Annotated in this window: 19 protein-coding genes; 13 read left to right on the plus strand and 6 right to left on the minus strand. The window is 62.3% G+C overall.

Going from position 1 to position 23,361, the window contains the following annotated elements:
* Positions 1 to 60 precede the first annotated feature (60 nt).
* Positions 61 to 612, minus strand: coding sequence for a hypothetical protein (locus KB449_RS34320; RefSeq protein ID WP_282912653.1), 552 nt, complete (start codon positions 610 to 612; stop codon positions 61 to 63).
* A 362-nt stretch (positions 613 to 974) separates the two neighbouring features.
* Between KB449_RS34320 and KB449_RS34325 the strand changes: the two genes are divergently transcribed.
* The 3 genes from KB449_RS34325 (at position 975) to KB449_RS34335 (ending at position 5,039) form a co-directional block, all read left to right on the plus strand.
* Entirely contained in the window at positions 975 to 1,982 is a 1,008-nt protein-coding gene (locus KB449_RS34325; protein WP_282912654.1) for an ABC transporter substrate-binding protein, read from the plus strand.
* A gap of 110 nt (positions 1,983 to 2,092) precedes the next feature.
* The gene (locus KB449_RS34330; protein ID WP_282912655.1) at positions 2,093 to 2,377 is read left to right on the plus strand and encodes an alpha/beta-type small acid-soluble spore protein; all 285 of its coding nucleotides are present in this window, start codon (positions 2,093 to 2,095) and stop codon (positions 2,375 to 2,377) included.
* A 154-nt stretch (positions 2,378 to 2,531) separates the two neighbouring features.
* Positions 2,532 to 5,039, plus strand: coding sequence for an ATP-dependent DNA helicase (locus KB449_RS34335; protein ID WP_282912656.1), 2,508 nt, complete (start codon positions 2,532 to 2,534; stop codon positions 5,037 to 5,039).
* Here the strand turns inward: KB449_RS34335 and KB449_RS34340 are convergent.
* Entirely contained in the window at positions 5,036 to 5,671 is a 636-nt protein-coding gene (locus KB449_RS34340; protein WP_282912657.1) for a hypothetical protein, read from the minus strand. The two genes, KB449_RS34335 and KB449_RS34340, sit on opposite strands and share 4 nt — an antisense overlap.
* Before the next feature lie 281 nt (positions 5,672 to 5,952).
* On the opposite strand from KB449_RS34340, the gene KB449_RS34345 reads away from it, so the two are divergent.
* Complete coding sequence (locus KB449_RS34345) at positions 5,953 to 7,260, plus strand: HNH endonuclease (RefSeq protein WP_282912658.1); 1,308 nt, start codon at positions 5,953 to 5,955, stop codon at positions 7,258 to 7,260.
* A 137-nt stretch (positions 7,261 to 7,397) separates the two neighbouring features.
* A complete protein-coding gene (locus KB449_RS34350; protein WP_282912659.1) occupies positions 7,398 to 7,676 on the plus strand; it encodes a hypothetical protein in 279 nt (92 codons plus the stop codon).
* 257 nt (positions 7,677 to 7,933) lie between these two features.
* Here the strand turns inward: KB449_RS34350 and KB449_RS34355 are convergent, their stop codons facing one another.
* Both KB449_RS34355 and KB449_RS34360 read right to left on the minus strand, forming a co-directional pair.
* Complete coding sequence (locus KB449_RS34355) at positions 7,934 to 8,191, minus strand: hypothetical protein (RefSeq protein WP_282912660.1); 258 nt, start codon at positions 8,189 to 8,191, stop codon at positions 7,934 to 7,936.
* A gap of 299 nt (positions 8,192 to 8,490) precedes the next feature.
* Positions 8,491 to 9,387 (minus strand): AraC family transcriptional regulator, encoded by an 897-nt coding sequence (locus KB449_RS34360; RefSeq protein WP_282912661.1) that lies wholly within the window; start codon positions 9,385 to 9,387, stop codon positions 8,491 to 8,493.
* 193 nt (positions 9,388 to 9,580) lie between these two features.
* Between KB449_RS34360 and KB449_RS34365 the strand changes: the two genes are divergently transcribed.
* Entirely contained in the window at positions 9,581 to 10,405 is an 825-nt protein-coding gene (locus KB449_RS34365; RefSeq protein WP_282912662.1) for a phytanoyl-CoA dioxygenase family protein, read from the plus strand.
* A 375-nt stretch (positions 10,406 to 10,780) separates the two neighbouring features.
* On the opposite strand, the gene KB449_RS34370 is transcribed toward KB449_RS34365, so the two are convergent.
* Positions 10,781 to 11,611 (minus strand): phytanoyl-CoA dioxygenase family protein, encoded by an 831-nt coding sequence (locus tag KB449_RS34370; RefSeq protein ID WP_282912663.1) that lies wholly within the window; start codon positions 11,609 to 11,611, stop codon positions 10,781 to 10,783.
* A 204-nt stretch (positions 11,612 to 11,815) separates the two neighbouring features.
* On the opposite strand from KB449_RS34370, the gene KB449_RS34375 reads away from it, so the two are divergent.
* The 7 genes from KB449_RS34375 (at position 11,816) to bglB (ending at position 23,226) form a co-directional block, all read left to right on the plus strand.
* A complete protein-coding gene (locus tag KB449_RS34375; RefSeq protein ID WP_282912664.1) occupies positions 11,816 to 12,688 on the plus strand; it encodes an AraC family transcriptional regulator in 873 nt (290 codons plus the stop codon).
* 63 nt (positions 12,689 to 12,751) lie between these two features.
* The gene (locus KB449_RS34380; RefSeq protein ID WP_282912665.1) at positions 12,752 to 14,392 is read left to right on the plus strand and encodes a response regulator transcription factor; all 1,641 of its coding nucleotides are present in this window, start codon (positions 12,752 to 12,754) and stop codon (positions 14,390 to 14,392) included.
* A gap of 35 nt (positions 14,393 to 14,427) precedes the next feature.
* Positions 14,428 to 15,510, plus strand: a complete 1,083-nt coding sequence (locus KB449_RS34385; protein ID WP_282912666.1) for a glycoside hydrolase family 88/105 protein — start codon at positions 14,428 to 14,430, stop codon at positions 15,508 to 15,510.
* A gap of 12 nt (positions 15,511 to 15,522) precedes the next feature.
* Positions 15,523 to 17,310 carry a sensor histidine kinase gene (locus KB449_RS34390; RefSeq protein ID WP_282912667.1) on the plus strand — a complete coding sequence of 596 codons (1,788 nt, stop codon included), beginning with the start codon at positions 15,523 to 15,525 and terminating at the stop codon, positions 17,308 to 17,310.
* Positions 17,311 to 18,360: 1,050 nt separating this feature from the next.
* Positions 18,361 to 20,253: a heparinase II/III domain-containing protein gene (locus KB449_RS34395; protein ID WP_282912668.1), complete on the plus strand. Its 1,893-nt coding sequence runs from the start codon at positions 18,361 to 18,363 to the stop codon at positions 20,251 to 20,253.
* A gap of 498 nt (positions 20,254 to 20,751) precedes the next feature.
* The gene (locus KB449_RS34400) at positions 20,752 to 22,083 is read left to right on the plus strand and encodes a trans-sulfuration enzyme family protein (protein ID WP_282912669.1); all 1,332 of its coding nucleotides are present in this window, start codon (positions 20,752 to 20,754) and stop codon (positions 22,081 to 22,083) included.
* 51 nt (positions 22,084 to 22,134) lie between these two features.
* Entirely contained in the window at positions 22,135 to 23,226 is a 1,092-nt protein-coding gene (gene bglB / locus KB449_RS34405) for a beta-galactosidase BglB (RefSeq protein WP_282912670.1), read from the plus strand.
* Here bglB and KB449_RS34410 read toward each other — a convergent pair.
* Positions 23,223 to 23,360, minus strand: a complete 138-nt coding sequence (locus KB449_RS34410; RefSeq protein ID WP_282912671.1) for a hypothetical protein — start codon at positions 23,358 to 23,360, stop codon at positions 23,223 to 23,225. The two genes, bglB and KB449_RS34410, sit on opposite strands and share 4 nt — an antisense overlap.
* Position 23,361: the final 1 nt, after the last annotated feature.

Raw genomic sequence — 23,361 nt, forward strand, 5'->3', positions numbered from 1 at the left:
GGTTTTCGCTCAGAAAAAAGTCGTTCCTGTCCGGTGTATGCCGGACTAGGAACGACTTTTTTATTTATACTCTAGCGCCGGGCCTTCCACAGACCAACTCGGTGTCGTACCCTTGCTAAGATTTTGATTTAGATTCACGACGACCACCTCGCCGTTTACCCGCTCCCAGAACAGTATCGCTTTTCCTTCGGATTTGTTAAGAAGCAGTGCCGGCCAATAGTCGCCAGACTTTAATGCTTCTTTCTTTACTTCGGAATTAAAGGCAGCATTAAATGAGAAGGCTTCTTTTTGCGTCAAATGATTGGTAAACTCAATATCCACATCTCCGCTGTTGATGAGTTCCCAAGCCTTGTCGTCTTGTACAGCTTCGATCTTGTTTGCTTCAAGCACTTTCAGTGCGCGATCCCAGCTGTCCTGGATCTTCTTTACGACGCTTTTGTCCTTGATACGGTCAAACATGGGTTGTTCGTAGTTGATATGAGCGGTTCCTTGATCTAATTTCTCTGCCAAGTTTGGCTCATTTGATGCATCCGTAACTTTGGTGGCCAGTATACCAGCTCCAGTAATTGATATCGCCAGGGCAGAAACCACAATTAGTTTTTTGATTTTCATAAAGTTATCCTCCTTAAACTTGATTAAGGGTTATAAACGACCTCACCGGAAAAATCGGCTGGATCGGTAAAGAGATCAGTCAATGAGAAAAACCTTTTCCTCATAATTGCTCTCTCATTTATAATAATTCTATATTATTACAAATAAAAGTGATTTGTGGAATAAATGCAATTGACCAGGAAATGGAACAGTTTTCATAAATAATAACTTTATAATTGGATTTGTTTTTGTTCCGGGCTGGCGTCTTGCCATTTCGCCAATTATCCGGTAATATAGTCCAAGTGATATTGAGAATCGTTATCGTTTATGTTCGCGGCGATCATGCAGAACCTTAACAAACCCTCCAAGGAGAGAATACTTACATGTCTAAAAAGCTTCGCAAATCCGGCTTGCTCCTCACCTTCATCCTGCTGCTCGTCAGCGTCGTTGCCGCCTGCGGCAGCAAGAACAACAATAACGCATCTTCCGGCGCATCCCCGTCCGGGAGCGAGAGTGCTTCGGCAAGCGCGAGCGCTTCGGCATCCGCATCCGCATCGTCCGATACGGGCGCGACGACAAAAAAAGTCACCGACGGCATGGGCCGCGAGGTCGAGGTGCCCGTGAAGGCGCAGCGCGTCGTCGCGCTCAACAACTTCGGCGATCTGCTGGCGCTTGGGGTCAAGCCGGTCGGCACGATCAACTACTACCTCGACAAGTACAAGGACGAGCCGGAAGCCGTCGCCGGCATCGAGAGCGTAGGCGACCAGGAAGCCGACAACGAGAAGGTACTGGGCGCGACGCCCGATCTGATCATCGTGAGCAATTACTTCAAGCCCGAAGTCGTCGACGCGCTGCAGAAGATCGCACCGACCTACGCGACTACGTTCGGCCGAACGCCATACGAGCAGCTGGACGATCTGGCCGCGCTGTTGAACGTCGAAGACCAGAAACAGGCATTCCTGGACAGCTTCAAGGCCGAAGCCGCGGACGCCAAGGAGAAGCTGAAGGGCAAGATCGCGGAAGGCGAGAAGGTCGGCATTCTGCAATTTTGGAGCAAGAAAATTTACGAACACCCGACCAAGGTGTTCACGCCGCTCTATGAGGATATCGGCTTCCTGCCGACCGAGCACGTCAAGACGCTGACCGCCACGACCGAAGTTACGCAAGAGGCCGTGCCGGCAAACGTGGCCGACGCCGATCGCCTGTTCATCATGGTCGACGGCCAACCCGACAGAGACACGTACGATGCGCTCAAAAACTCGGCTTGGAAAAACATCCCCGCGGTTCAGAAAAACCAAGTGTATCTCGTGGACAGCGGTCACTGGAACGACTTCAGCGCCGCAGCGCTGCAATGGCAGCTGCAAGACGTCGTCGAGCTGCTGAGCAAATAAGCGTCGCAAAAGGGAGTTGGCAGCATCTGCTGTCCGCTCCTTTTCTTTTTGGAATAACGGCGCGGCGAACGCGCAAGCTAGCATCATCCGATAAAAAGGTGGTGCGAGGCATGTCCAGAAGAAGATCGAGGCGGCTGGCCGTTCCCGGCGCCGAGCAAGGCGTGAACGCGTTTAAGGCCGAGGTCATGCGCAAGGAAGGCTATGCGGTGGATCCCGCGCATCCGGACGACGTAAAGTACGAGGTCGCCAAGTCGCTTGGCGTGCCGCTGACGCCGGGAGATAACGGTCATCTGACGACCGAAGACGCGGGCCATGTCGGCGGCAAGATCGGCGGCTCGATGGTGCGCGAGATGATTCGGCTGGCGCAGGAGAAACTGTCGGAAAAACAGCCCTGACCCCGCCCTGTCCCGACGGACGAACCCGCTGGCGCGCTCCGCGTCCAAGCGGGTTTGTTTGGCGTTCGCCTTTTCCCATGACGCCCGCGACGTGATACAATGAGAGAACAAATGTTCCGGCGGTAAAGCGCGAGGCGGCTTGGAGGACGGCGATATGCGAGGGACGGTCACGATCGCGGTGAGGCCGCTGGTCGAATATGCGCTGCGGAGCGGCGATCTGGCAAGCGGATTTCGCCAGACCGCATCGATGGCGGACGGCGTCAAGGCGCATCAGCAGGTACAGGAGGCTTACGGGGAGCGGGACCGCAGCGAAGTGCAGCTGCGCGCCGAGATTCTGTGGGGAGAGCTGCTGTTTGCGATCGAAGGCAGATGCGACGGCTTGCTGACCGGCGAGGATGGCGGCGTCACGATCGAGGAGATCAAGTCTACGGGCGGGAGTCTGCCGCTACTGGAGGCGGAGACGCCCGAGGTCCATTGGGCGCAAGCCTATTGCTACGCTTATATGTACGCGAATGCAGAGGGTCTGGACCGCATACGGGTGAAAATGACCTACGTGGAAACGGGAGGGGAAGGTGCCGCGCGCCGATCCTTCGAGCGGACGGCCGAATTCGTCGAGCTTGAACGCCGCATTCGGAGCTACGTAGAGAGCTATGCGCCTTTAGCGGAGCTCCAGCTGCGGCATCGCGCCGCCCGGGACGCCAGCATCGCGGGATTGGTTTTCCCGTATCCCGCGTACCGTACGGGCCAACGGAAGCTCGCGGCCGCCGTCTACCGCAGCATCGAGGCAGGCCACCAGCTGTTCGCCAGAGCGCCGACCGGCATCGGCAAGACGATGTCGACGCTCTATCCCGCCGTGAAGTCGATCGGCGAAGGCCGGCTGTCGCGCCTTTTTTACCTGACGGCCCGCACCACCACGCGCGCGTCCGCCGAGGACGCGCTCAGGCGGCTGCAGGACGGCGGGCTGCAAATGCATGCGGTGACGATCACGGCCAAGGACAAGCTGTGCTCGGCGGCTGCCGAACAAGCCGGCGGCGGGGGCTGCGCAGGCGGCTTATGCATGTATGCGGAAGGCTTTTTCGACCGGATCAACGGCGCGATCCTGGATCTGCTGTCGAACGAAACGTTGATTGGCAAGGACGAGCTGCTGCGTTACGCGGCCAAGCACCGGGTCTGTCCGTTCGAAATGTCGCTGGAGGCCGCTTATGTCGCCGATGCCGTCATTTGCGACTATAACTATATCTTCGATCCTCGTATCTCCCTCAAGCGAGTGGCCGCCGAATGGAAGGCTTCCTGCGCGCTGCTGGTCGACGAGGCGCACAATCTGCCGGACCGCGCCCGCGAGATGTACTCCGCCGAGCTGACCAAGCGAGACTTTCTGAATCTCGTACGCGCCTTCAAGGGCAAGGACAATGCCGTGCGCGCCGCGGCCAAGTCCGTCGACGCCGCTCTGCTTGCCATTCGCAAGCGGGACGAAGAGCAAGGCGCTTTTCTCGTGCTGCCCGAGGGATTGCCGGAAGCGTTGAATGAAGCGGTGGAGGCATTCGCCGAAGCGGCCGAGACGGCATTGGCCGGTCGTGAACGGAGCGCTGCTGGAGCGGACGACGCCCTGCGCGCATGGGAGACGCTGGCTATTCCTTCCTCCGGCGCGGTCAATTCCGTTGTCGCCGCGGATACGTCCGCGGATGCCGGGGACGGACCGACTGCCGAAGCGGACCCGTACGCGCTGCTGCTCGAGGCCTATTTTGCGGCTGTACACTGGATGCGAATCGTCAAGCTGTACGACGAGGAAAGGCATATCGTCTATGCCGAACGGCAGCGCGGCGACGTGCGGATCAAGCTGTTCTGCATGGACCCTTCGCGGCTGCTGCGGCAGATGCGCAAGGGCTATCGTTCGCAGATATGCTTTTCCGCGACGCTTTTTCCGCTCGGTTACTACATGGATCTCATCGGCGCGGAGGAGACGGATTATTCGGTCTCGGTGCCCTCCCCGTTTCGGGCCGAGCAGTGGGAGACGGAGGTCGTCCCGCTGTCCACCCGTTACGCGGACAGGGAAGCGAGCCGCGGCCGGATCGCTTCTCGGTTGCTCGATCTCATCTCCGGGCGACCCGGACGTTATTTGTATTTTTTCCCGTCCTATGCCTATTTGAACGCCGTTTACGAGACATTTCTCGAACAGGGCGGAGGCGTATGGCGCACGATGGCGCAGCGGCCGGACATGACCGAGGAAGAACGCGGCGCCTACCTCTCCGCGTTCGAAGCCGAGGAGGGAGCAACCTTGATCGGCTTCGCGGTGCTGGGCGGCGTCTTCTCGGAAGGCATCGATCTGGCCGGCGACCGGCTGCAGGGCGTTGCGATCGTCGGGGTGGGCATGCCGCAGCCGAGCTTCGAGCGGGATTTGATGCGTACGCATTACGATGAAGCCGGACTGCCGGGATTCGACTATGCGTACGTCTACCCGGGCATGAACAAGGTGCTGCAGGCCGGAGGGAGGCTGATCCGGACGGAGAGCGACCGCGGCGTGCTGGTGCTGATCGACGACCGGTACCGGCGCTCGCCTTATCGGCGGCTGCTGCCCGAGGAGTGGGGGGCGGACGGCGGCGGGCCAACGGAAAAATCCGCAGGGGAGCGCAAGGGCTCCGGGTCTGCGGATCCGTCATTTTAGAGATTGATATGTCCCGCCTTCATCGGACCTTCCTTGCCGGCATGGTAGACGTCCAGTCCGCCGTCAGGGCTCTCGAGAACCGCATACGGGCAGCAATCGTACAGGATCAGGCCGCGCAACGTACCCTTGACCGCATAGGATTCATGATAGCCTTTTTTCAGATCGCCAAAGTCATTGGCCGTATACACGTGCACGGTATCTCCGACCTGCTCGGCATAGTTGTGGTTCGTCCGGTTGGCTGCCTTCTTCATCGGTTTGAACGAGATATGGCCGCTCATGTATTCCTCGGTGGTGTTCTTTTCCTTGCCCTTGGCGAACTCGGGCCACAGGTCGCTGAACACCGTCAAGCCGGCCTTGTCGTTGTAAACGAGGATCAGCGGGATCGTCGCGGGGCCGTAGGGCAGCGTGAACAGGTCGATCAGCTTGCCGTCGTGGAATTTGCCGTTCGTCTGGAACAGCTGCTTCTCGCTGTCGTGCACGAATACGCGGTCGCCGACCTGCAGGGCGGCGAATCCCTTTTCACTGTCGGTCTTGACGACGGCGTTCGCCGCCTGGGCCGCACCGGGCGCGATCAGCGCGACGGCCAGCGCCGCTGCCGCAGTCAGGCGCAGCGCGGTTTTGTTGAATTTCATGCTTCGTCTCTCCTTCGTTCGTTCCGTCTCGAACGCCGCGCGAGCGGGCTCGACTATGGCATATTGTGGCACGGGGGAGCAGTAATTGGTAAGTTACCGCAGTCATGTGAAATGTAATGCCGAGGCGTGACGCGCAACTGCCGGAATAGACGGTTCCGGGGAGGCTGGAGGACGTACGCGGTGAGCGCGGCTTTGCCAGGGGCAGGGAGCGGCCAAGCCAAACGTTGGCAAATCAAGTATAATGGTCATAACACTTCTAACGAGATACGGAGCTGACAGCGTTGAGCAAGCCGACATCGACACCTGAGAGCCGGGCGGCGTCCGCGGAATTGAAGCAATGCGTGAGCTGCTTCGAGCTTAAACCGACATCGGAGTTCCGCCGCAGATCCGGACGGCGGGCGGGAGCGAACGCGCGCAGGGGCATCTGCAAGCAGTGCAGGGCGTCCTTGCCTGCAGCGGCGTCCGGCGCCGATCGCGCGCCGGGCGAGACGGACACCCCCGCTGCAGCGGCGGAGGCGGGCGTACCCGCCGGCGGCTTCGCCGAAGGCGCGGCGCCGGGCGGCAAGCGCGGCCGGCGCCGTCGCGGGCTGCCTGCGGCTGCGCCCGAGGCGGCGCTCGACGAAGCGGCTGCGCTTGCCGTCGCGCCCGAGGAGGCGCCGCGCCCCGCGCGCAAGCGCCGGCGGCGGCGCGGGGGAGCGCCCGCCGCGGGCAGCGATGCGCAGCAGCCGCAGGCGGAGCAGGCCGCGCCCGCGGCGCCGGCGGAGGAGCCGGCGCCTGCGGCTGCCGATGCGCCTAAGCGCAAGCGCCGCGGGCGGCGCAAGCGCGGTTCGGCTGCTGCGGCCGGCGCGAGCGCGCTGACTGCGCCGGAGCAGGCCGCGCCTGCGGCGCCGGCGGAGGAGCCTGCGGCGCCCGCGGCTGCCGGCGCGCCGAAGCGCAAGCGGCGCGGCCGGCGCAAGGGCCGCGGCGGCGGTGGCGCTGCAGCGCAGCAGCAGCCGGCGAAGGAAGCCGTGCTGCCGGCAGCGCAGGCAGCGCCCGCACGAGCGGCCGCGCCGCAGCCGAAGGCCGCCGCCGCAAGGCCGCAGCAGGCCAAGCCGCGCCAGGCGGCGGCCAACGAGGCTGCGCCGCGGGTTCAGCCGCGCGGCTCGGCCCGCGCCCGGGCGAGCGCGCCGGGCGGCACGGCGCGAGGCATCGACCCGCACGACGCGTCGCAGCTCCAGGCGACGCGCGAGGGATTCGTCCGCATGCGCGGCCGGACCGACAAGGGCCGCGGCTGGTACCAGGAGATCGACCTGGAGATGGCGGTCACCCTGGTGCGGGAGCACGCAGCCGTCGTCGTCAACCGCCATACGATACGCAGGCTGCTCAGCAACCGGGATTTCCGGCTGATGATCTTGAACCGGGACAAGTACACCTGCTATTTCTGTGGCGATTACGGCGATACGATCGACCATCTGCTGCCGCGCTCCAAGGGCGGGCATACGACGCCGGACAACTGCGTCTGCGCCTGCAACCTGTGCAACCAGACCAAGGCGAACCGCGACCTGGACGAGTTCGTGGCGGCGGGCATTCCTGTCAAGACGCAGGAGTAGCGCTTTGGGAGCGACAATCGAATCCGACCATAGCCGACAACCGCCAGGGCGCAGCCCTCGACGGTTGTTGTTTTGTACAGCGCCATAATGCCGGACCGCGCCATCAACTCGGCCGAAGTAGCGCTGCATAGCGCGCAATGCAGGACCGCGCCATCAACTCGCCCGAAGTGGCGCTGCACAGCGCCACAATGCCGGATCGCACCCCCAACTCGCCCGAAATAGCGCTGCACAGCGCCACAATGCCGGATCGCACCCCCAACTCGCCCGAAGTTGCGCTATACAGCGCCACAATGCCGGACCGCGCCATCAACTCGCCCGAAGTGGCGCTGCACAGCGCCACAATGCCGGATCGCGCCACCAGCTCGGCCGAAGTAGCGCTGTACAGCGCCACAATGCCGGACCGCGCCACCAACTAGCCCGAAGTGGCGTTGCACAGCGTCACAATGCCGGCTCGCGCCACCAACTAGCCCGAAGTAGCGCTGCACAGCGTCACAATGCCGGCTCGCGCCACCAACTAGCCCGAAGTAGCGTTGTACAGCGCTACATTGTGGGATCGCGCCACCAACTAGCCCGAAGTAGCGCTGTACAGCGCCACAATGCCGGCTCGCGCCACCAACTCGGCCGAAGTAGCGCTGTACAGCGCCACAATGCCGGCTCGCGCCACCAACTCGGCCTAAGTAGCGCTGTACAGCGCCACAATGCCGGCTCGCGCCCCCAACTCGGCCGAAGTAGCGCTGTACAGCGCCACAATGCCGGACCGCGCCGCCCACTCGCCCGAAGTGGCGCTGTACAGCGCCACAATGCCGGCTCGCACCCCCAACTCGCCCGAAGTAGCGCTATACAGCGCCACAATGCCGGCTCGCGCCACCAACTCAGCCGAAGTAGCGCTGTACAGCGCCACAATGCCGCGCCATTTATCGCGGCAGTACACGCCCTTGGTCTCCCCCGCAACTCTGCGTCCTTCGTCTTCCCCGCAACTCTGCGTCCTTCGTCTCCCCCGCAACTCTGCGCCCTTGGTCTCCCCCGCAACTCTGCGCCCTTCGTCTCCCCCGCAACTCTGGCCCTTGGTCTCCCCCGCAACTCTGGCCCTTGGTCTCCCCCGCAACTCTGCGCCCTTCGTCTCCCCCGCAACTCTGCGTCCTTCGTCTCCCCCGCAACTCTGCGTCCTTCGTCTTCCCCGCAACTCTGCGTCCTTCGTCTCCCCCCCGCAACTCCGCGTCTCCGCCGCCTTTACACCAATCTCCCCATCCGCCTGTAAGCGCCCGGCGAACAGCCGACCCGGCGCTTGAACAGGCGCGTGAAGTGGTGGACGGAGCCGAAGCGCAGCCGTTCGGACGTCTCTAGCGCGCTCAAGTTCTCGTCCGCCAGCAGCTTCTTGGCGAGCTCCAGCTTGCAGCCGAGGAAGTACTCGTGAGGCGACTGGCCATACAGCCTCGCGAACAGGGCGGCCGCGTGGTTTTCGTGGTAGTGGGTCCAGTCAGACAGCCATTCCCGCCGATAGGGTTCATCCGCGCGCTCGCGCAGTCTCGTCCTGACGGTCTCGAGCAGCGAGGCGGCCGGATCCTGCTCGACGCGAGCTTGCCTGACGCGCTCGTACAGCTCGGTCAGGAAGCGGATGAGCAGCGCTCTTCCGCGGAGGTGATTCAGAACGTCCGTCAAACGGAAATACTGCGCGGCCGAGGCGAAGAAGGGCTCGGCGAACCCTGTAGGCAGCGAGATGTATTCGGGGACCGCGAACCCGCTCGCGGCATCGCCCAGCACGAGCTTCGCTTCGGCCAGCGGCGGCGTTTCCGCCCCGCGCCGGATGTCGACGGGCAGCTCGTAGGGGATCGCCCCCGTCGCAGGCAGCTCGCCGATCGGCGCAAAGTGGAGTCCGTACAGGACGAAAGGCGCGTCGTCGTCGGCCTCGAACCGGTGGGGAACGCCGGGACCATAGTAAAATAGATCGCCAGGTTTTGCATCGTAGGCTCTCCCCCCGATCTCGGCGCGCCCCCTGCCCTCTGCCGTGTAGATGAACTGGTGATCCTTTACGACGCGCGGTCCGAACGCGAAGCCGGGATCGCAGGCCAGCCTGTTGGCATACGAGACGACGGGATTCAGCGCCTCCCAGCCGATCCTCCGTTCCATCTTCGATTCCTCCAGTCCTCAATGTTCAACATCTTTGCAAAGATCAAAGATCGTAAGCGCGAATCAAATACGCCTATGAATCTGCGTATTATGATGATCCTGTAGTTCATTGAACAAGTCAATCTCAAGTAGCGGCCAGTGCCGTAAGGCAAGCCGGCCTTCGCATTTGCCGCGACAACAAGGAGGAATACGAGTGTCGGAAACAAGCGGAAAGCCGCTCGGAGAGCTGGAGGATTCGATGGGGCTGCTGCACGATATCGTCGCGCTGCGGAGCCGCCTGCGCGAGGAGGGCTATCTCTTTTTTAGAGGACTGCTGGACGCTGACGAGCTGCTCGCCATTCGCGGGGATATGCTGAAGCTGGCCGACGATGCCGGATTCGTGAATCGCGACAGGCCGCTGTCGGAAGGCATCTATTCGGGGAAAACGTTCCCGGCGTCCCGCAAATTCGAAACGTCGTCGTTGTACCGCAGCATCTTGGAGCTGCCAAGGTTTAACGCCTTCGGAAGGAATCCCGTGCTGATGCTGTTGTACGGCGGCTTGCTGGACGGCCCCGTGCTGGAGCACCGCCGCCGGATCGGCCGCATCACCTTTCCGCAAAGCTTCAACAACACGACGCCCCCGCATCAGGACTACTTTTATATCAAAGGAACGCCCGATACGTACACCTGCTGGATTGCGGCAGGCGATTGTCCCGCCGAATTGGGGGGCTTGGCTGTTATGCCGCGAACGAATCATCTTGGCTATATCGAGCACGAGCCGATGTCCGGCACCGGCGGTCACGGCGTTCCGCACGACAAATGCGAGTCGCTTGGGTTGCCTTGGCTGACGACGGACTTCAAAACCGGCGATTTGCTCCTGTTCCATGGACTGACCCTGCACAAGGCGCTAGACAACCGGACCGAGAACCGGCTGCGCGTATCGCTCGAATTCAGGTATCAGCGCGCGGGAGACCCGATCGACCCGTCGTCGCAGCAGTATCACATGCAAGGCGCATTTGAAGCGGAAGAGGCAAAATAGGAGAAGCCAGGCAGAGGACAGGCAGGACAGGCAAGGCAGGACAGGCAAGGCAGGCATGCAGGCATGCAGGCAAGCAGGCAGGCAGGCAGGCAGGCAAGGCAAGGCAAGGCAAGGCAAGGCAAGGCAAGGCAAGGCAAGCAAGGCAAGCAAGGCAAGCAAGGCAGGCAAGGCTAGGCAGGCTAGGCAGGCTAGGCAGGCTAGGCAGGCTAGGCAGGCAGGAATAGTTAGACAGGCAAAATCGAAATCAGGCCCGCGTTTACGCGCTATCCCTGCCCTACTACGAACAGCCGTGCGTCGGTTCCGCGCCCTGATAGGCGCGGCCGGCGCGCGGCTGCTGCGTTCGTCAACGAGCGGGACCGATCGAATCCGGCAAGGTCAGCACTCCGCGCCCGTCAGCTCGTTGGTGAACACGCGCTTGTACTCCTGCGGCGACATCTTGTCGGACGTCTCCAGCGCGTAGTGGAATTGGAGGGCGCGCCTGCGCTTGTCGGACGTGTTGTTCGGAGTGCCGTGGAAGAGCAGTCCGTGGAAAAAGAGCGCCCCGCCCGGCGCGAGAGGCACGGCGACGTCGCGCTCGACGGGCACCGCTTCGTCGCACAGCTGCCAGTCGCGAACGGCATAATGCGGCACGGCGCCCGACATCTGCGAGCGTGGGATAACGTGCATGCAGCCGTTGTCCAAACCGGCCGCGTCCAGCGCGATCCAGACGCCGACGACCGCCTGGTGGTAAGCCAGCGGACCGTACGCCATGTCCTGGTGCCATGGCTTTTCTCCGCCACCCGTTGGCGGCTTCAGCAGCGCCATATCCTGCACGAGCTTCGCCTTGCCGCCGAGCAGCTTTTCGACGATGGACAGGATGTTGGGGTGGTAAGCCATCGCGCGCAACTGTTCGTCGTGCTCGACGAACTCGTACACCTTCCGGACGGCGAATTCCCGCTCCGCGTCGTCCTTCAGCTCGCGCTGCGGCTTCGTGAACTGGACCTTTGCCCGCGTATCCGGATTAAAGAGGATGCTCATGATCGCATTCGACGATTGCCGGACTTCGGCGGCGCTCAGAATGTCGGCGACGGCGATGAAGCCCTGCGTGCGGTAATGAAGATAATCTTCGTCGCGGAGGTTCCCCGTTCCCGGCAGCGCGGCATGAATCCCGCGGTGCTTATACAGCTTTTCGTTGATTTCCTCCGGATTGAGCGGCTTGAGACTCATCGTGATCACTCCTTCTCGTCTTTGCAGCCAGTATAGCGGCTTGCCGGGAACGCAGGAATGGAGCGAGCGGAGCCGATTTGTATGAAAACGCAACGCATGAAAATAATCCGCGGAAAGCCTTCCCGATTTTCCGGGCTTATGTATAATGTTAGGCAAAGGACGAACCAGGTGCGCATGAGGGCGTCACGGAGGGGGAGCGGCGGCATGGAATCGGAGACAAACGGGGAAAAGGCGGTCGTCCTGGACGTTCGTCCGCTGTCCGGCGTCGTGTTCGAACCGGGACGCATTATGGGCAAAGCGCGCTGCGAGCCGGGCTGGAGCTGGCATGTGCACGCGATGCCGGATTACGATTTTTGGCATGTGCTCGCTGGAACGGGCAGCATGACCGTCAACGGCAGCCGGTACCCGATCGCCCCCGGATGCTGCTTCACGCTGCGCCCCGGCGACCGGATCGACGTGGAGCAGCATCCGGACGATCGGCTGACGGTCATCTATTGCCATTTTCGCAAGGCTGTCGAGGACGCGGGCGGAGAAGCCGGGCGTTTCTCGCCGCCGCGCAGGCGGGTGGAGGTGCACGACGGCGCGCGCTTCGAGGCGCTCATGGGCAGGCTGCTGGAGCTGCGCGACATGCCGCCGTTATGGTCGGAGGTCGAGTTCGACTATACGGTCAAGCTGCTCCTGCTGGAGCTGTACCGGAGCGAACGGGAGTCGCATCCCGCCGGCAGGGCGTCCGCGCGTCACCGGGAGCTCGTGCGCAGGGCCAGCGACTCGCTCCGGCAGGGCGCTTGGGCGGAGGCCGACTTGGAGGCGGCAGCCGCGGAAGCCGGCGTCTCTCAGCGTTACTTGAGCCAGCTGTTCAAGCGGCATACCGGCCGGACGCTGAAGTCCTATGCGGCGGGACTGCGCATGGAGCGGGCCCGGCTGCTGTTGGCGGAGTCCGACATGCCGGTCACGCAGATCGCCGAAACGCTGGGCTACGCCGACTTGTACTCGTTCAGCAAGCTGTTCAAAGCCTACAGCGGGACGTCGCCGAGCGGGTACCGCAAGCGTTCGCCGGCCGCTACGCCTTTAGATTAGGGATGGCAGCCATTTTTGCAAGCGGTTCCAATTCATGAGGCTTGTGGCGAGGAGGGTTATGCCATGAAAATGACCGTCGTGGTCATCGACGATAAGCCGCTTATTTTGCAGTCGATCGTGCGTACCGTGGACTGGGAGCGCCTGGGCTGCACCGTCGTCGGGCAGGCGATGGACGGCGTCGAAGGCAAGCGGGTCATCGACGAATGCCGCCCGGATCTGTTGATTACCGACATCAAGATTCCCGGCGTCAGCGGACTGGAGCTCGCCGCGCATATGCACACTGAGCTGCCGTACTCCAAGACGATCCTCATCACCGGCTATCAGGACTTCGAGTTCGCCAAGCGGGCGGTCAGCCTCGGCGTGAAGGAGATCGTCGTCAAGCCGATCCGCAACGACGAACTGGAACGCGTCATCGGGCAGGCGGTGGACGAGATCGCCGGAGAACGGGAAGAGACGTCACGGCGGGCCGAACGCGAGGAAGCGTTCAGCCGGTTGACGGAGCGGCATCAAAGCTCGCTGCCGACCCTGCGCAGCAAGCTGGTCTCCGAGCTGATCGCCGGCGGCGGACCGGACCGGGACGAGCTCGCGAAGACTGCGGCGGAGCTCGGCGTGACCTGCAGCCGCTGCGCCGTCGTCATCGTCCGTTCGAAGCGAGCTTCGGGCGCCGCGCGGGGGGACGGCAGCCAGCGCATCGACCCGCGCCTGCGGGACGAGGTGGCTGCGCTTGCGAGGGCGGCCGCGGACAAACGCGACTTCGAGACGATCGACGGCGGGGTGCGCGACGACCTCGCACTGGCCTGCCTGTTCCCGAAGCCGCTCACGCCGCGGGAGCTGCGGATGAAGCTGCAGAGCTTCTGCCACGACCTGGTCGAGCTGGCCAGGGAGCGCCGAGGCTTGTCGTGCTGCATGGCGGTAAGCCAGGCGTACAAGCGGCTGGAGGAGCTCGGGGAGGCGTTCGCCGAAGCCTCGGCGCTGATGGAGACGAGCTTCTTTCGCACCGAAGAGCCTGTGCTGCTGCCCGCACCCGACGAGTCCGGGACGGAAAGCGGCCGGTTCGCGATCGTACGGGACCTGGAGACGTTTAACCGGATGCTGGAGCAGTCGACGGCCGAGGAGATGGGCGGCCACCTGGAGCGGTTTTTAGAGCGCGTCCAGCTGTACAGCGAGGGCAATATCCGGGTCGCGAAGGGCTTGCTGTCCGAAATCTGCCTGGCTGCCGCTCGTTACTACTATCGGACGACGGGGGACGAGCTCGGCTTCGGCAAGAGCATCGACGAGATGCTAGAGGACGTGTACCGTCTGGCGGACATGAAGGAGGCCTCCGAATACGTGGCGGCCCTGATCCGGACGGTCAAGGACAAGCTGGACGGCGGGGACAAGGACTACAGCCTCGTCGTGAAGAAGTCGATCGACTACATCAACGCGCATTTCGCCGAAACGATCAGTTTGACTTCGCTTGCCGACCACTTCGGACTCAGCTCGGGTTACCTCAGCCGTCTGCTGCGGGCGGAGACCGGCATCAACTTCGTCGATCTGGTCGTGAAGGCGAGGATCGAAGCGGCCAAGCGTCTGCTGCGGGATCCCAGGCTCAAGGTGAACGAGGTCGGCGAGACGGTCGGTTACAAGGAGTACGCCTACTTTTACCAAGTGTTCAAGAAGGTCGAGGGCGTGTCGCCCAAGGAATACAAGAACCGAAGCGAATAATTCGTTTGAAGCCGCAAAGTCGGGGAGGAAAAGCGATGGCGCCCGTGCAACCGGAGAGGGCTAAAATCGAGGACCTGATCGTTAAGGTCGTCGGAGGCATGCAGCGGCTGGAGATCGCGATCGAGGAGGATACGCCGGTCAGCATCATTTCGATGGAGGAATGGGACTGGTCGCAGGGCGTGGGCTTGTTCTCGCTCTATTTGTATTACAAAAACACGGGCGACGACCGGATGCTCGCCTATCTGACGGCGTGGTTCGACGACCGCATCGAGGAGGGGCTGCCGCCCAAAAACGTCAATACGATGTGCCCGCTGCTGACGCTGAGCTACTTGTACGAGGAGACGCGCAACCCCGAATATCTGGCCGTCTGCGAGGAATGGGCCAGCTATGCGGCCGAGGAGATGCCGCGCACGCGGGAGTTCGGCATCGCGCACTCGACGCTGGACGGGCTCAACGCCGAGGAGCTGCGTAGCGAGACTTTGTATATGACGGTGCTGTTCCTGGGGCGCATGGGGATGGCGATGAAGCGTGAGCACTACGTGCAGGAGAGCGTGCGTCAGTTTCTCGTGCATCTGAAATATTTGACCGACCGGGAAACGGGATTGTTCTATCACGGCTGGTCGTTCGCTCGCCGGGACCATTACGCAGGCGCGCTCTGGGGACGGGGCAACGCCTGGTATATGGCGGGACTGGTCGATTATCTCGATATCGTCGAGCTGCCGCTCGGCATCGAGATGTACCTGATCGCCTCGATGGAGCAGCAGGTCCGCCGGCTTGCGGAATGCCAGACCGTCGGCGGCATGTGGCGCACCCTGCTCGACGATCCGGACAGCTACGAAGAGACGTCGGCGACGGCCGGCTTCGCTTACGGCATTTTGAAGGCGGTGCGCAAAGGTTATATCAGCGAAGAATACCGCGCCGCCGGCATGGCCGCGATGCGTGCCGTCATCCGGCAGATCGATGCAGAGGGGCGGGTGCAGGGCGTGTCTTACGGCACGCGGCTCGGGACGACCAAGTCCTTTTACCGGAACGTGCCCCGTTGTCCGATGCCCTACGGCCAGTCGATGGCGCTGCTCATGCTGGTGGAGGGGCTTCACCATGTCGACGATCCGCAATAACGAGCAGGGACGGTGATCGCTTTGCGCAGCCTTAGACGTCTATATGCGGACGCGAAGCTGAGGACGAAGTTCCTGCTCGCGTTTACGGTTATCGTCATGATTACGGTATCGCTCATCAGCGGCATCAACTACTTCGTGTCGCTCGGCGTCATCAAGCGCAACTCGGGCGAATTTTCGCAATATCTGATCGGCCAGATCGGCATCAACGTCGACAAGCTGACGACGGACGTCGAGCAGGCGGCCTTCCAGCAGTTCCGCAACTCCTCGCTCAGCCAGACGCTCAGCCGGGAGCCGGACAGCGAAGCGGAGGCGTATGCGCGGAACCGGTACATCAACGATTTTCTGAGCGACCTCTTGTTCTTCGAAGACTACTACCGGTCCGTCTCCATTCTGGACGCCGCGGGACGGCCGTATTCCATCAAGCGCAAGGCCGTGAAGGACAGCGAGGACCTGATGGCGCGGATCGATCTGGCGCAGGTCCGGGAGATGCGCGGCAGGGCGCTATGGTTCAGGGACGGCGACGATACCCTCTACATGGCGAAGGCGCTGTACGACATCGAGACGTCGAGCTATGTGGGGGTCATCGCGATCGGCCTGGAGAGCGACTACGTCGGCGAGATCTTGGCGAACGTCAAGAATCTGATGGACGGGGACGTTCTTATCCTCAACGAGTTCGATCAACTGTTCGTCTCGGGCGCGCTCAGCGGCGCCGCCGAGCATTATCTCGACCAGAACCTGTACTTGTCGGGCAAGGCCAAGAGCGACTTCGAGTACGGCGGCAAGCATTATATCTCGAGCGTCCTGTCCACGGATTACGACAAGTGGAAAATCGTGCAGATCATCGACGTGGGCCGTCTCACGCGCGGGACCGAGAGTCTCAAGTACTGGACGATCGGCACGCTGCTGGCCGCGCTGCTGCTCGCTTTTCTCATGGCCGCCCGAATCTCCAAGAGTATCACCGCGAACATCCGCTTGCTGCTTCACAGCATGTCCAAGTTCACGCTCGACTCCAAGCATGAGATCATCGTCCCCCGCAGCCGCGACGAGGTGGGCATGTTGGCCGCCAGGTTCAACTCGATGGCCGAGAAGATCGACGATCTGTTCCACTCGGTCTATCGCGAGAAGATGCTCGTCCAGCAGGCCGAGTACCGTTCGCTGCAGCTCGATTACAAGGCGCTTCAGGCGCAGATGAACCCCCACTTCCTGTACAACACGCTCGAGACGATCTACAGCATGGCCAAGCTCAAGGGCGAGGAGGAGATCGGCGAGCTGATCTACCTGCTCGGCAGGCTGCTGCGCGAGAGTCTGGGCAAAAAAGGCGACGATATCACGCTCGGCGAGGAGCTCGAGTTCGTCGGCAGATACCTCGCCATTCACCAGATCATCTACGGGGACCGGATCGAAGTACGGATCGACGACGACCCGGCGCTGGCGGATTGCCGCGTCCCGAAGTTTATCCTCCAGCCGCTCGCCGAGAACGCAATCGTGCACGGCATCGAGGAAAAGCCGGGCAAGGCGCTCATTCGCATCGCCTGTCGGGCGGAGCACGGGGATCTCGTGCTCGAAGTGTCCGACAACGGCGTGGGCATGGAGCGGGAAAAGGTGGAGCGGCTGCTCCGTCCCGAGCTGTACGGCGAAGCGGGCGAAGGCTCCGGCAAGCACACCAATGTCGGCGTCATCAGCGTGCACAAGCGCATCCGGATTCTGCACGGCGATGCCTACGGACTTTCTATCGCGAGCCGCCCGGGCGAAGGGACGACCGTCACCGTCAGGCTGCCGGCCGTGCGGCGGGAAGAGTAGGAGTGGACGGGTCTAACCCGCTCGTCCACATGGCGATAAGCGCATTTGGGCGCTATCGTCCCCATCTGGCAGCTCAACCGCCCGGCGATAAGCGCATTTGGGCGCTATCGTCCCCATCTGGCAGCTCAACCGCCCGGCGATAAGCGCATTTGGGCGCTATCGTCTCCATCTGGCAGTTCAACCGCCCGGCGATAAGCGCATTTGGGCGCTATCGTCCCCATCTGGCAGCTCAACTGCCCGGCGATAAGCGCATTTGGGCGCTATCGTCCCCATCTGGCAGCTCAACCGCCCGGCGATAAGCGCATTTGGGCACTATCGTCCCCATCTGGCAGCTCAACCGCCCGGCGATAAGCGCATTTGGGCGCTATCGGACCCATCTGGCAGTTCAACCGCCCGGCGATAAGCGCATTTGGGCGCTATCGTCCCCATCTGGCAGCTCAACCGCCCGGCGATAAGCGCATTTGGGCGCTATCGGACCCATCTGGCAGCTCAACTGCCCGGCGATAAGCGCATTTGGGCGCTATCGTCCCCATCAAACCGCTCAACAGCCCGGCGATAAGCGCATTTGGGCGCTATCGGACCCATCAAACCGCTCAAATGCCCGGAGATAAGCGCATTTGGGCGCTATCGTCCCCATCTGGCAGCTCAACCGCCCGGCGATAAGCGCATTTGGGCGCTATCGTCCCCATCAAACCGCTCAACTGCCCGGCGATAAGCGCATTTGGGCGCTATCGTCCCCATCTGGCAGCTCAACCGCCCGGCGATAAGCGCAATAAGGCATTAACGGATGCGCCTGATCGCGCACTGATCCCAATCGGCCTGTCCCCCTCTTTTCAAAAACGAATCAATGGTCCCCGCTCCGACGCCGCAACATCAAAATAGCTAATATAATCGCAAAATCACCCCATAGTAAGCGCTTCCGCCAATTGCGAAAATAAGCTTGCGCAGACGCGGCCCCGAGCCCGCCCCGCCACCGCCGCGGAGCGGCCCGGGGCCGCGCCTGTCGAATCGGCCTTGCCGGACGCAAGGCTACGCGAAGGAGTGCAGCAGATGACGAACCGCACGAAGAAGATGGTGAAGGACTGGCAGGCGGTAAGGGACAAGATCGCGAACTTCGATTGGGCCCGGGGGATCGTGGAGGGCTTCAAGCCGGATACGGACTGGTGGGTCGCCCATTATGCCGACGACGCCTCGCGGATCGCGGGGTGGGGACACCATTACTTTTGCGACAAATGCTTCGCCGCGCTGATATTCGATCCCGGCAAGCCCGGCGAACACCGCTGCAGCGGCTGCGGCGAGCTCCGGGTCGCTCAGGAAGCCGACGATGCCTGGTGCTATATATACAGAACCTCGGCTTGCACCCAAGTGTTTCACGCGGCCGTGCTTTACAACCTGTACGGCGACCCGGCCTATCTTGCGTTTATCCGCAAGGTGCTCGGCTTCCTGTGCGACAACTATGGCAGCTTCGAAGTGCGCACGCCTCCCGGTCAGGAGGGCAAGTTCACCGGCTGCGACCTGACGGACGGCGTGGCCGTCATTTGGCTGCTCAACGGCATGGAACTGATCAAGGATGCATTCACGGACGAAGAGATGGAGCATTACAAGCAGACCTTTTTCATTCCCGAGGCGGCCTTCCTCATCGAGAAGGTGGGGGTGACGCCCAACATCATCTGCTGGATGAAAGCGGCGGCGGGCATGATCGGCCTGTTTTTCGGCGAAACGATCTGGTGCGAACGGGCCGCCGAAGGCGAGCACGGCATCAAGCGGAAGCTGGCGGAGGGCTTGCTGCCCGAGGGCTTCTGGTACGAGGCTTCCTTCCACTACCACTTCTACTGCGCCGAAGGGATGACCTATTACCTGGCGTTTTGCAAATTGTACGGCTACGAATTCCCGATCCTCGAGGACGCGCTGCTGCGGATGTATCGGTATCCGGTCAAGTATGCCTTCGCGAGCGGCGAGTTTCCGAATCCGAACGACGGCTGGCCGCTGCTGCGGTTCGGCAACTACGCCCACCAGTACGAATGGATCCGCGCCGTACAGGATGAAGTGCCGTTCCGTTACGCGCTGTCGCGCAGCTACGACGAGCCGAACAAGGCGCATCCCGGCGCCAATATCGGCGGTCTCGCGCGGCTGCTGTTCGGTCGGGACTGGGAAAACGAGCGCTTCGACGAAGTGCCGGCGGGGAGCGGCCTTCCGGACGGAATCTCCCGCTACGACAAGGATATTTACTTTGCTCAGCTGCATGCCGGGGAGGCGTCGGTTTTTCTCAAGTACGGCTATGTCATCGAGGGGCATGCGCATGCGGACATCATGAACTTCGAGCTGTTCGTGAAAGACGAGATCGTGTCGCGGGACCCTTCCAACAGCGGGTACGGATCGGCACTCTTCAGGGAGTGGCAGCGCAAGACGATCGCGCACAACTCGCTGATGGTCGACCGGCGCAACCAACCGAACCGCCCGAACGGCCGCATGGACCGGTTCGATGCGCAGCGCAACCTGTGCGCGGTATCCGCGGACGACGTATACCCGGGCATCGGATTTGCGCGTACGCTGCGGCTGGAGGCGGACCGGCTGCACGACGAGTTCGAGGTCAAGCCCGCTGCAGGGCACGAAGGCGTGCACGAATTCGACTGGCTGTTCCACTGCGCGGGCGAGTTCAGCTCTACGCTTGCATTCGCACCCTGCGAGCCGCCGGGCGTCGAGGACGGCTATTCGCTCATGCTGGAGACGGCGCGCTGCGACGTCGACGGCGACTGGGAGGCGGTGTGGACGCTCGCCGACAAACAGGTCACGCTCCGGATGACGGGCGCGGCCGGCACCTCCGTCTACCTGTTCAAGGGCTATGAGCATCGGCTCGACAAGCTCCGCTGGGGCGTGCTGGTCCGGCGGACGGGCCGGGAAGCGAAGTATCGGGCGACGTATAGCTGGCAGACTGAAGATTAAAGATGAGCTGCCCGCACCGCTGACGGGATAGGTACAAGGGCGTGTTCCGCGGCGTTTGAACAGTATCCCCTTCAGTCAGGAACCGAGGCGGCGCAAGGGTTTGGAGGCCACGGCAGCAGAAATCTGCGGCATTAGGCTACGCTTGCAATCGCTGTAATGCTGCAGGTAGCTTCAGCCGTCGTCGGATCGCTATAAGCGCAAAATTTTCCTCTGCAGTCCGCCTCAGCCGCTGTCGGATCGCTCTAAGAGCAAAGTTTACCGCTACAGTCCGCCTCAGCCTTCGCGGAGCCGCTGTACGCAAAATTGCGCTCTATTTCTAAACGACTCATCACTCGGTTGAGACGTAAGCGAGCTTTGCGAGGTTGCGCGGCAACGCGAAAATGCCCGCACCTGTGCGAAGGGGATACCGTTAAAACGGGCGGCGGCAGGCTGTGGGGCACGGCGGGCATGCGACGCGAAACATGGTTACTCAAACTGACCGAGACAGGGGCGAAGGAAATGAACGAGGTTACTGGAGGAGGACGGGGAGCGAAGCCGAACGCCGGGAGAGGCGAGCGGCAGGACCTGAGCGAACGGGATACGATTGTGCCCGGCGCCGGCGAATCGCTTTCAAACGAGGAGCTTGCCCCTGGCGAGCCGCTCCCGCCCGGGTCGCCCCCGGCCAAGCCGTCCTCACTCAAGCCGACGCTTAGCAAGCAGGACATTTGCCTGCATCTCGGCGACGACTACGACCGTCATCTCGGCGCGATCGTGCCGCCGATTTTTCAGAATACGCTGTTCACGCGCAAGACGACGAACCATGGCTACACCTACACCCGCGTCGCCAATCCGACGACCGAGATCGCGGAGCGGAAGATCGCGGCGCTGGAGGGGGCGGAGGCGGCTCGCTGCTTCTCCTCGGGCATGGCGGCGATCTCCGCCGCGCTCATGAGCGTCATGGAGAAGGACTGCCATATCGTCTGCCCGCTGAACGTGTATCCGCCGGTCAAGGGATTTCTCGACGTTTACATGAAGCGGTTCGGCGTGGAAACGACGTTCGTATCGGGCACCGACGTCGGCGAGATCGAGGCCGCGCTCCGCCCGAATACGCGGGCGATCTACCTGGAGACGCCGCTGTCGAACGTGTTCACGCTGCAGGACCTGCGCGCGATCGCGGCGCTGGCGAAGGCGCATGGCGCGACGACGATCGCGGACAACACGTGGGCGACGCCGCTGTACCAGAATCCGATCGCCTTCGGGATCGATATCGTCGTGCACTCCGCGACCAAGTATATGGGCGGGCACAGCGATATTCTGGCGGGCGTCATGGTAGGCAGCCTGGCGCGGATGGAGCGCGTGACGCACGAAGAGCGAGGCCTGTTCGGCGCGGCGATGGATCCGCATCAGGCGTGGCTGCTCATCCGGGGGCTGCGCACGCTGCCGCTGCGGATGAAGCAGCATCAGGAGAGCGCGATGCGGATCGCCGCGCATCTCGAGGCGCACCCGCTCGTGGAGCGGGTGCTCTATCCGGGCCTGCCGAGCCATCCGCAGCATGCGCTGGCCCGCAGCCAAATGAGCGGCTGCGCCGGCCTGCTCAGCTTCGTGCCGCGGGGCGCGCGGGAGCAGATCGTCGGCTTCGTCAAAGGCTTGGCTTTGTTCGAGGAGGGGCCGAGCTGGGGCGGCTTCGAGAGCCTGGTCAACACGCCGGGACTCGGCATCGACGAGGAGACGTCGCTGCGGACGGGGATGCCGCAGCGGCTCGTCCGTCTCTCGATCGGGCTGGAGGACGCGGACGCATTGACGGCCGATATCGATCAAGCCTTGGCAGGTATGCTCCGTGGGCGGGCCTAAGGCCTAATTTCAACATACAGACCTACAAACATCCAAACGGGAGTGGAAGCCATGATTGCACGGCAGCTAGACAGGCAGGAGGCGCAAGCGCTGATCGAGCGGGTCATCGCGGGCATGCGGGGACTGAAGGTGGCGATTCAGGAGGATACGGCTGACAGCATCATCTCGATGGACGTGTGGGACTGGTCGCAGGGCGTGGGGTTGTTTTCCCTCTACCTGTATTACAAGGAAACCGGCGACCCCGGCCTGCTCGATTATCTGACGTCCTGGTTCGACCGCCATCTCGAGCGCGGACTGCCCGGAAAAAACGTGAATACCATGTGCCCGCTGCTCACCCTCAGCTACCTTTACGAGGAGACCGGCAAGGCGGATTATCTAAAAGTCTGCGAGGAATGGGCCGACTATGCGGCCGTCCGTATGCCCCGCACGCCGGAGTCCGGCATCGCCCATACGGCGGTGGACAGCCCGAACGAGGGCGAGCTGTGGGACGACACGCTGTACATGACGGTGCTGTTCCTCGGGCGCATGGGCGTCCTGCTGAAGCGCGAAGACTACGTGGAGGAGAGCGTGCGGCAGTTTCTCGTGCATCTGAAATATTTGACGGATACGGAGACCGGCCTGTTTTTCCACGGCTGGACGTTCAAGGAGAATCATAACTTCGCCCGGGCGCGCTGGGGGCGCGGTAACGCCTGGTACACGGCCGGCCTGGTCGACTACCTGGATATCGTGGATGTATCGCCGGGCGTGCGGCGCTTCCTGCTGTCGTCGCTCGAGCGGCAGGCGGCCAAGCTGACGGAGCTTCAGGAGCCGTCCGGCATGTGGCGAACGCTGCTCGACGATCCGTCCTCGTACGAGGAGACGTCGGCGACGGCGGGCTTCGCCTACGGGCTGCTCAAGGCGGTGCGCAAAGGGTATCTGGGCGCGCGGTACAAAGAGCCGGGCCTGCGCGCGCTGCAAGCCGTCGTCGGACGGATCGACGCGGACGGCGCCGTGCAGGACGTATCCTACGGCACGCGAATGGGGCACACGCTGGACCTTTACAGGCAGATTCCCCGCTGTCCGATGCCTTACGGCCAATCGATGGCGCTGCTCATGCTGGCCGAGAGTCTCAAGCATGCGGCCGAACCGGTGCAAGAAATCTAATAAAACGTCCAATTTTCCGCATTTAAAACGCTTACAAACCCCTCTACACTAAAATCAGCAACATCGACAAGACCAGCATCATCGACAAGACCAGCATCATCGGCAAGACCAGCATTATCGGCAAGACCAGCCACA

The sequence above is a fragment of the Cohnella hashimotonis genome (assembly GCF_030014955.1).
Taxonomy (GTDB): domain Bacteria; phylum Bacillota; class Bacilli; order Paenibacillales; family Paenibacillaceae; genus Cohnella; species Cohnella hashimotonis.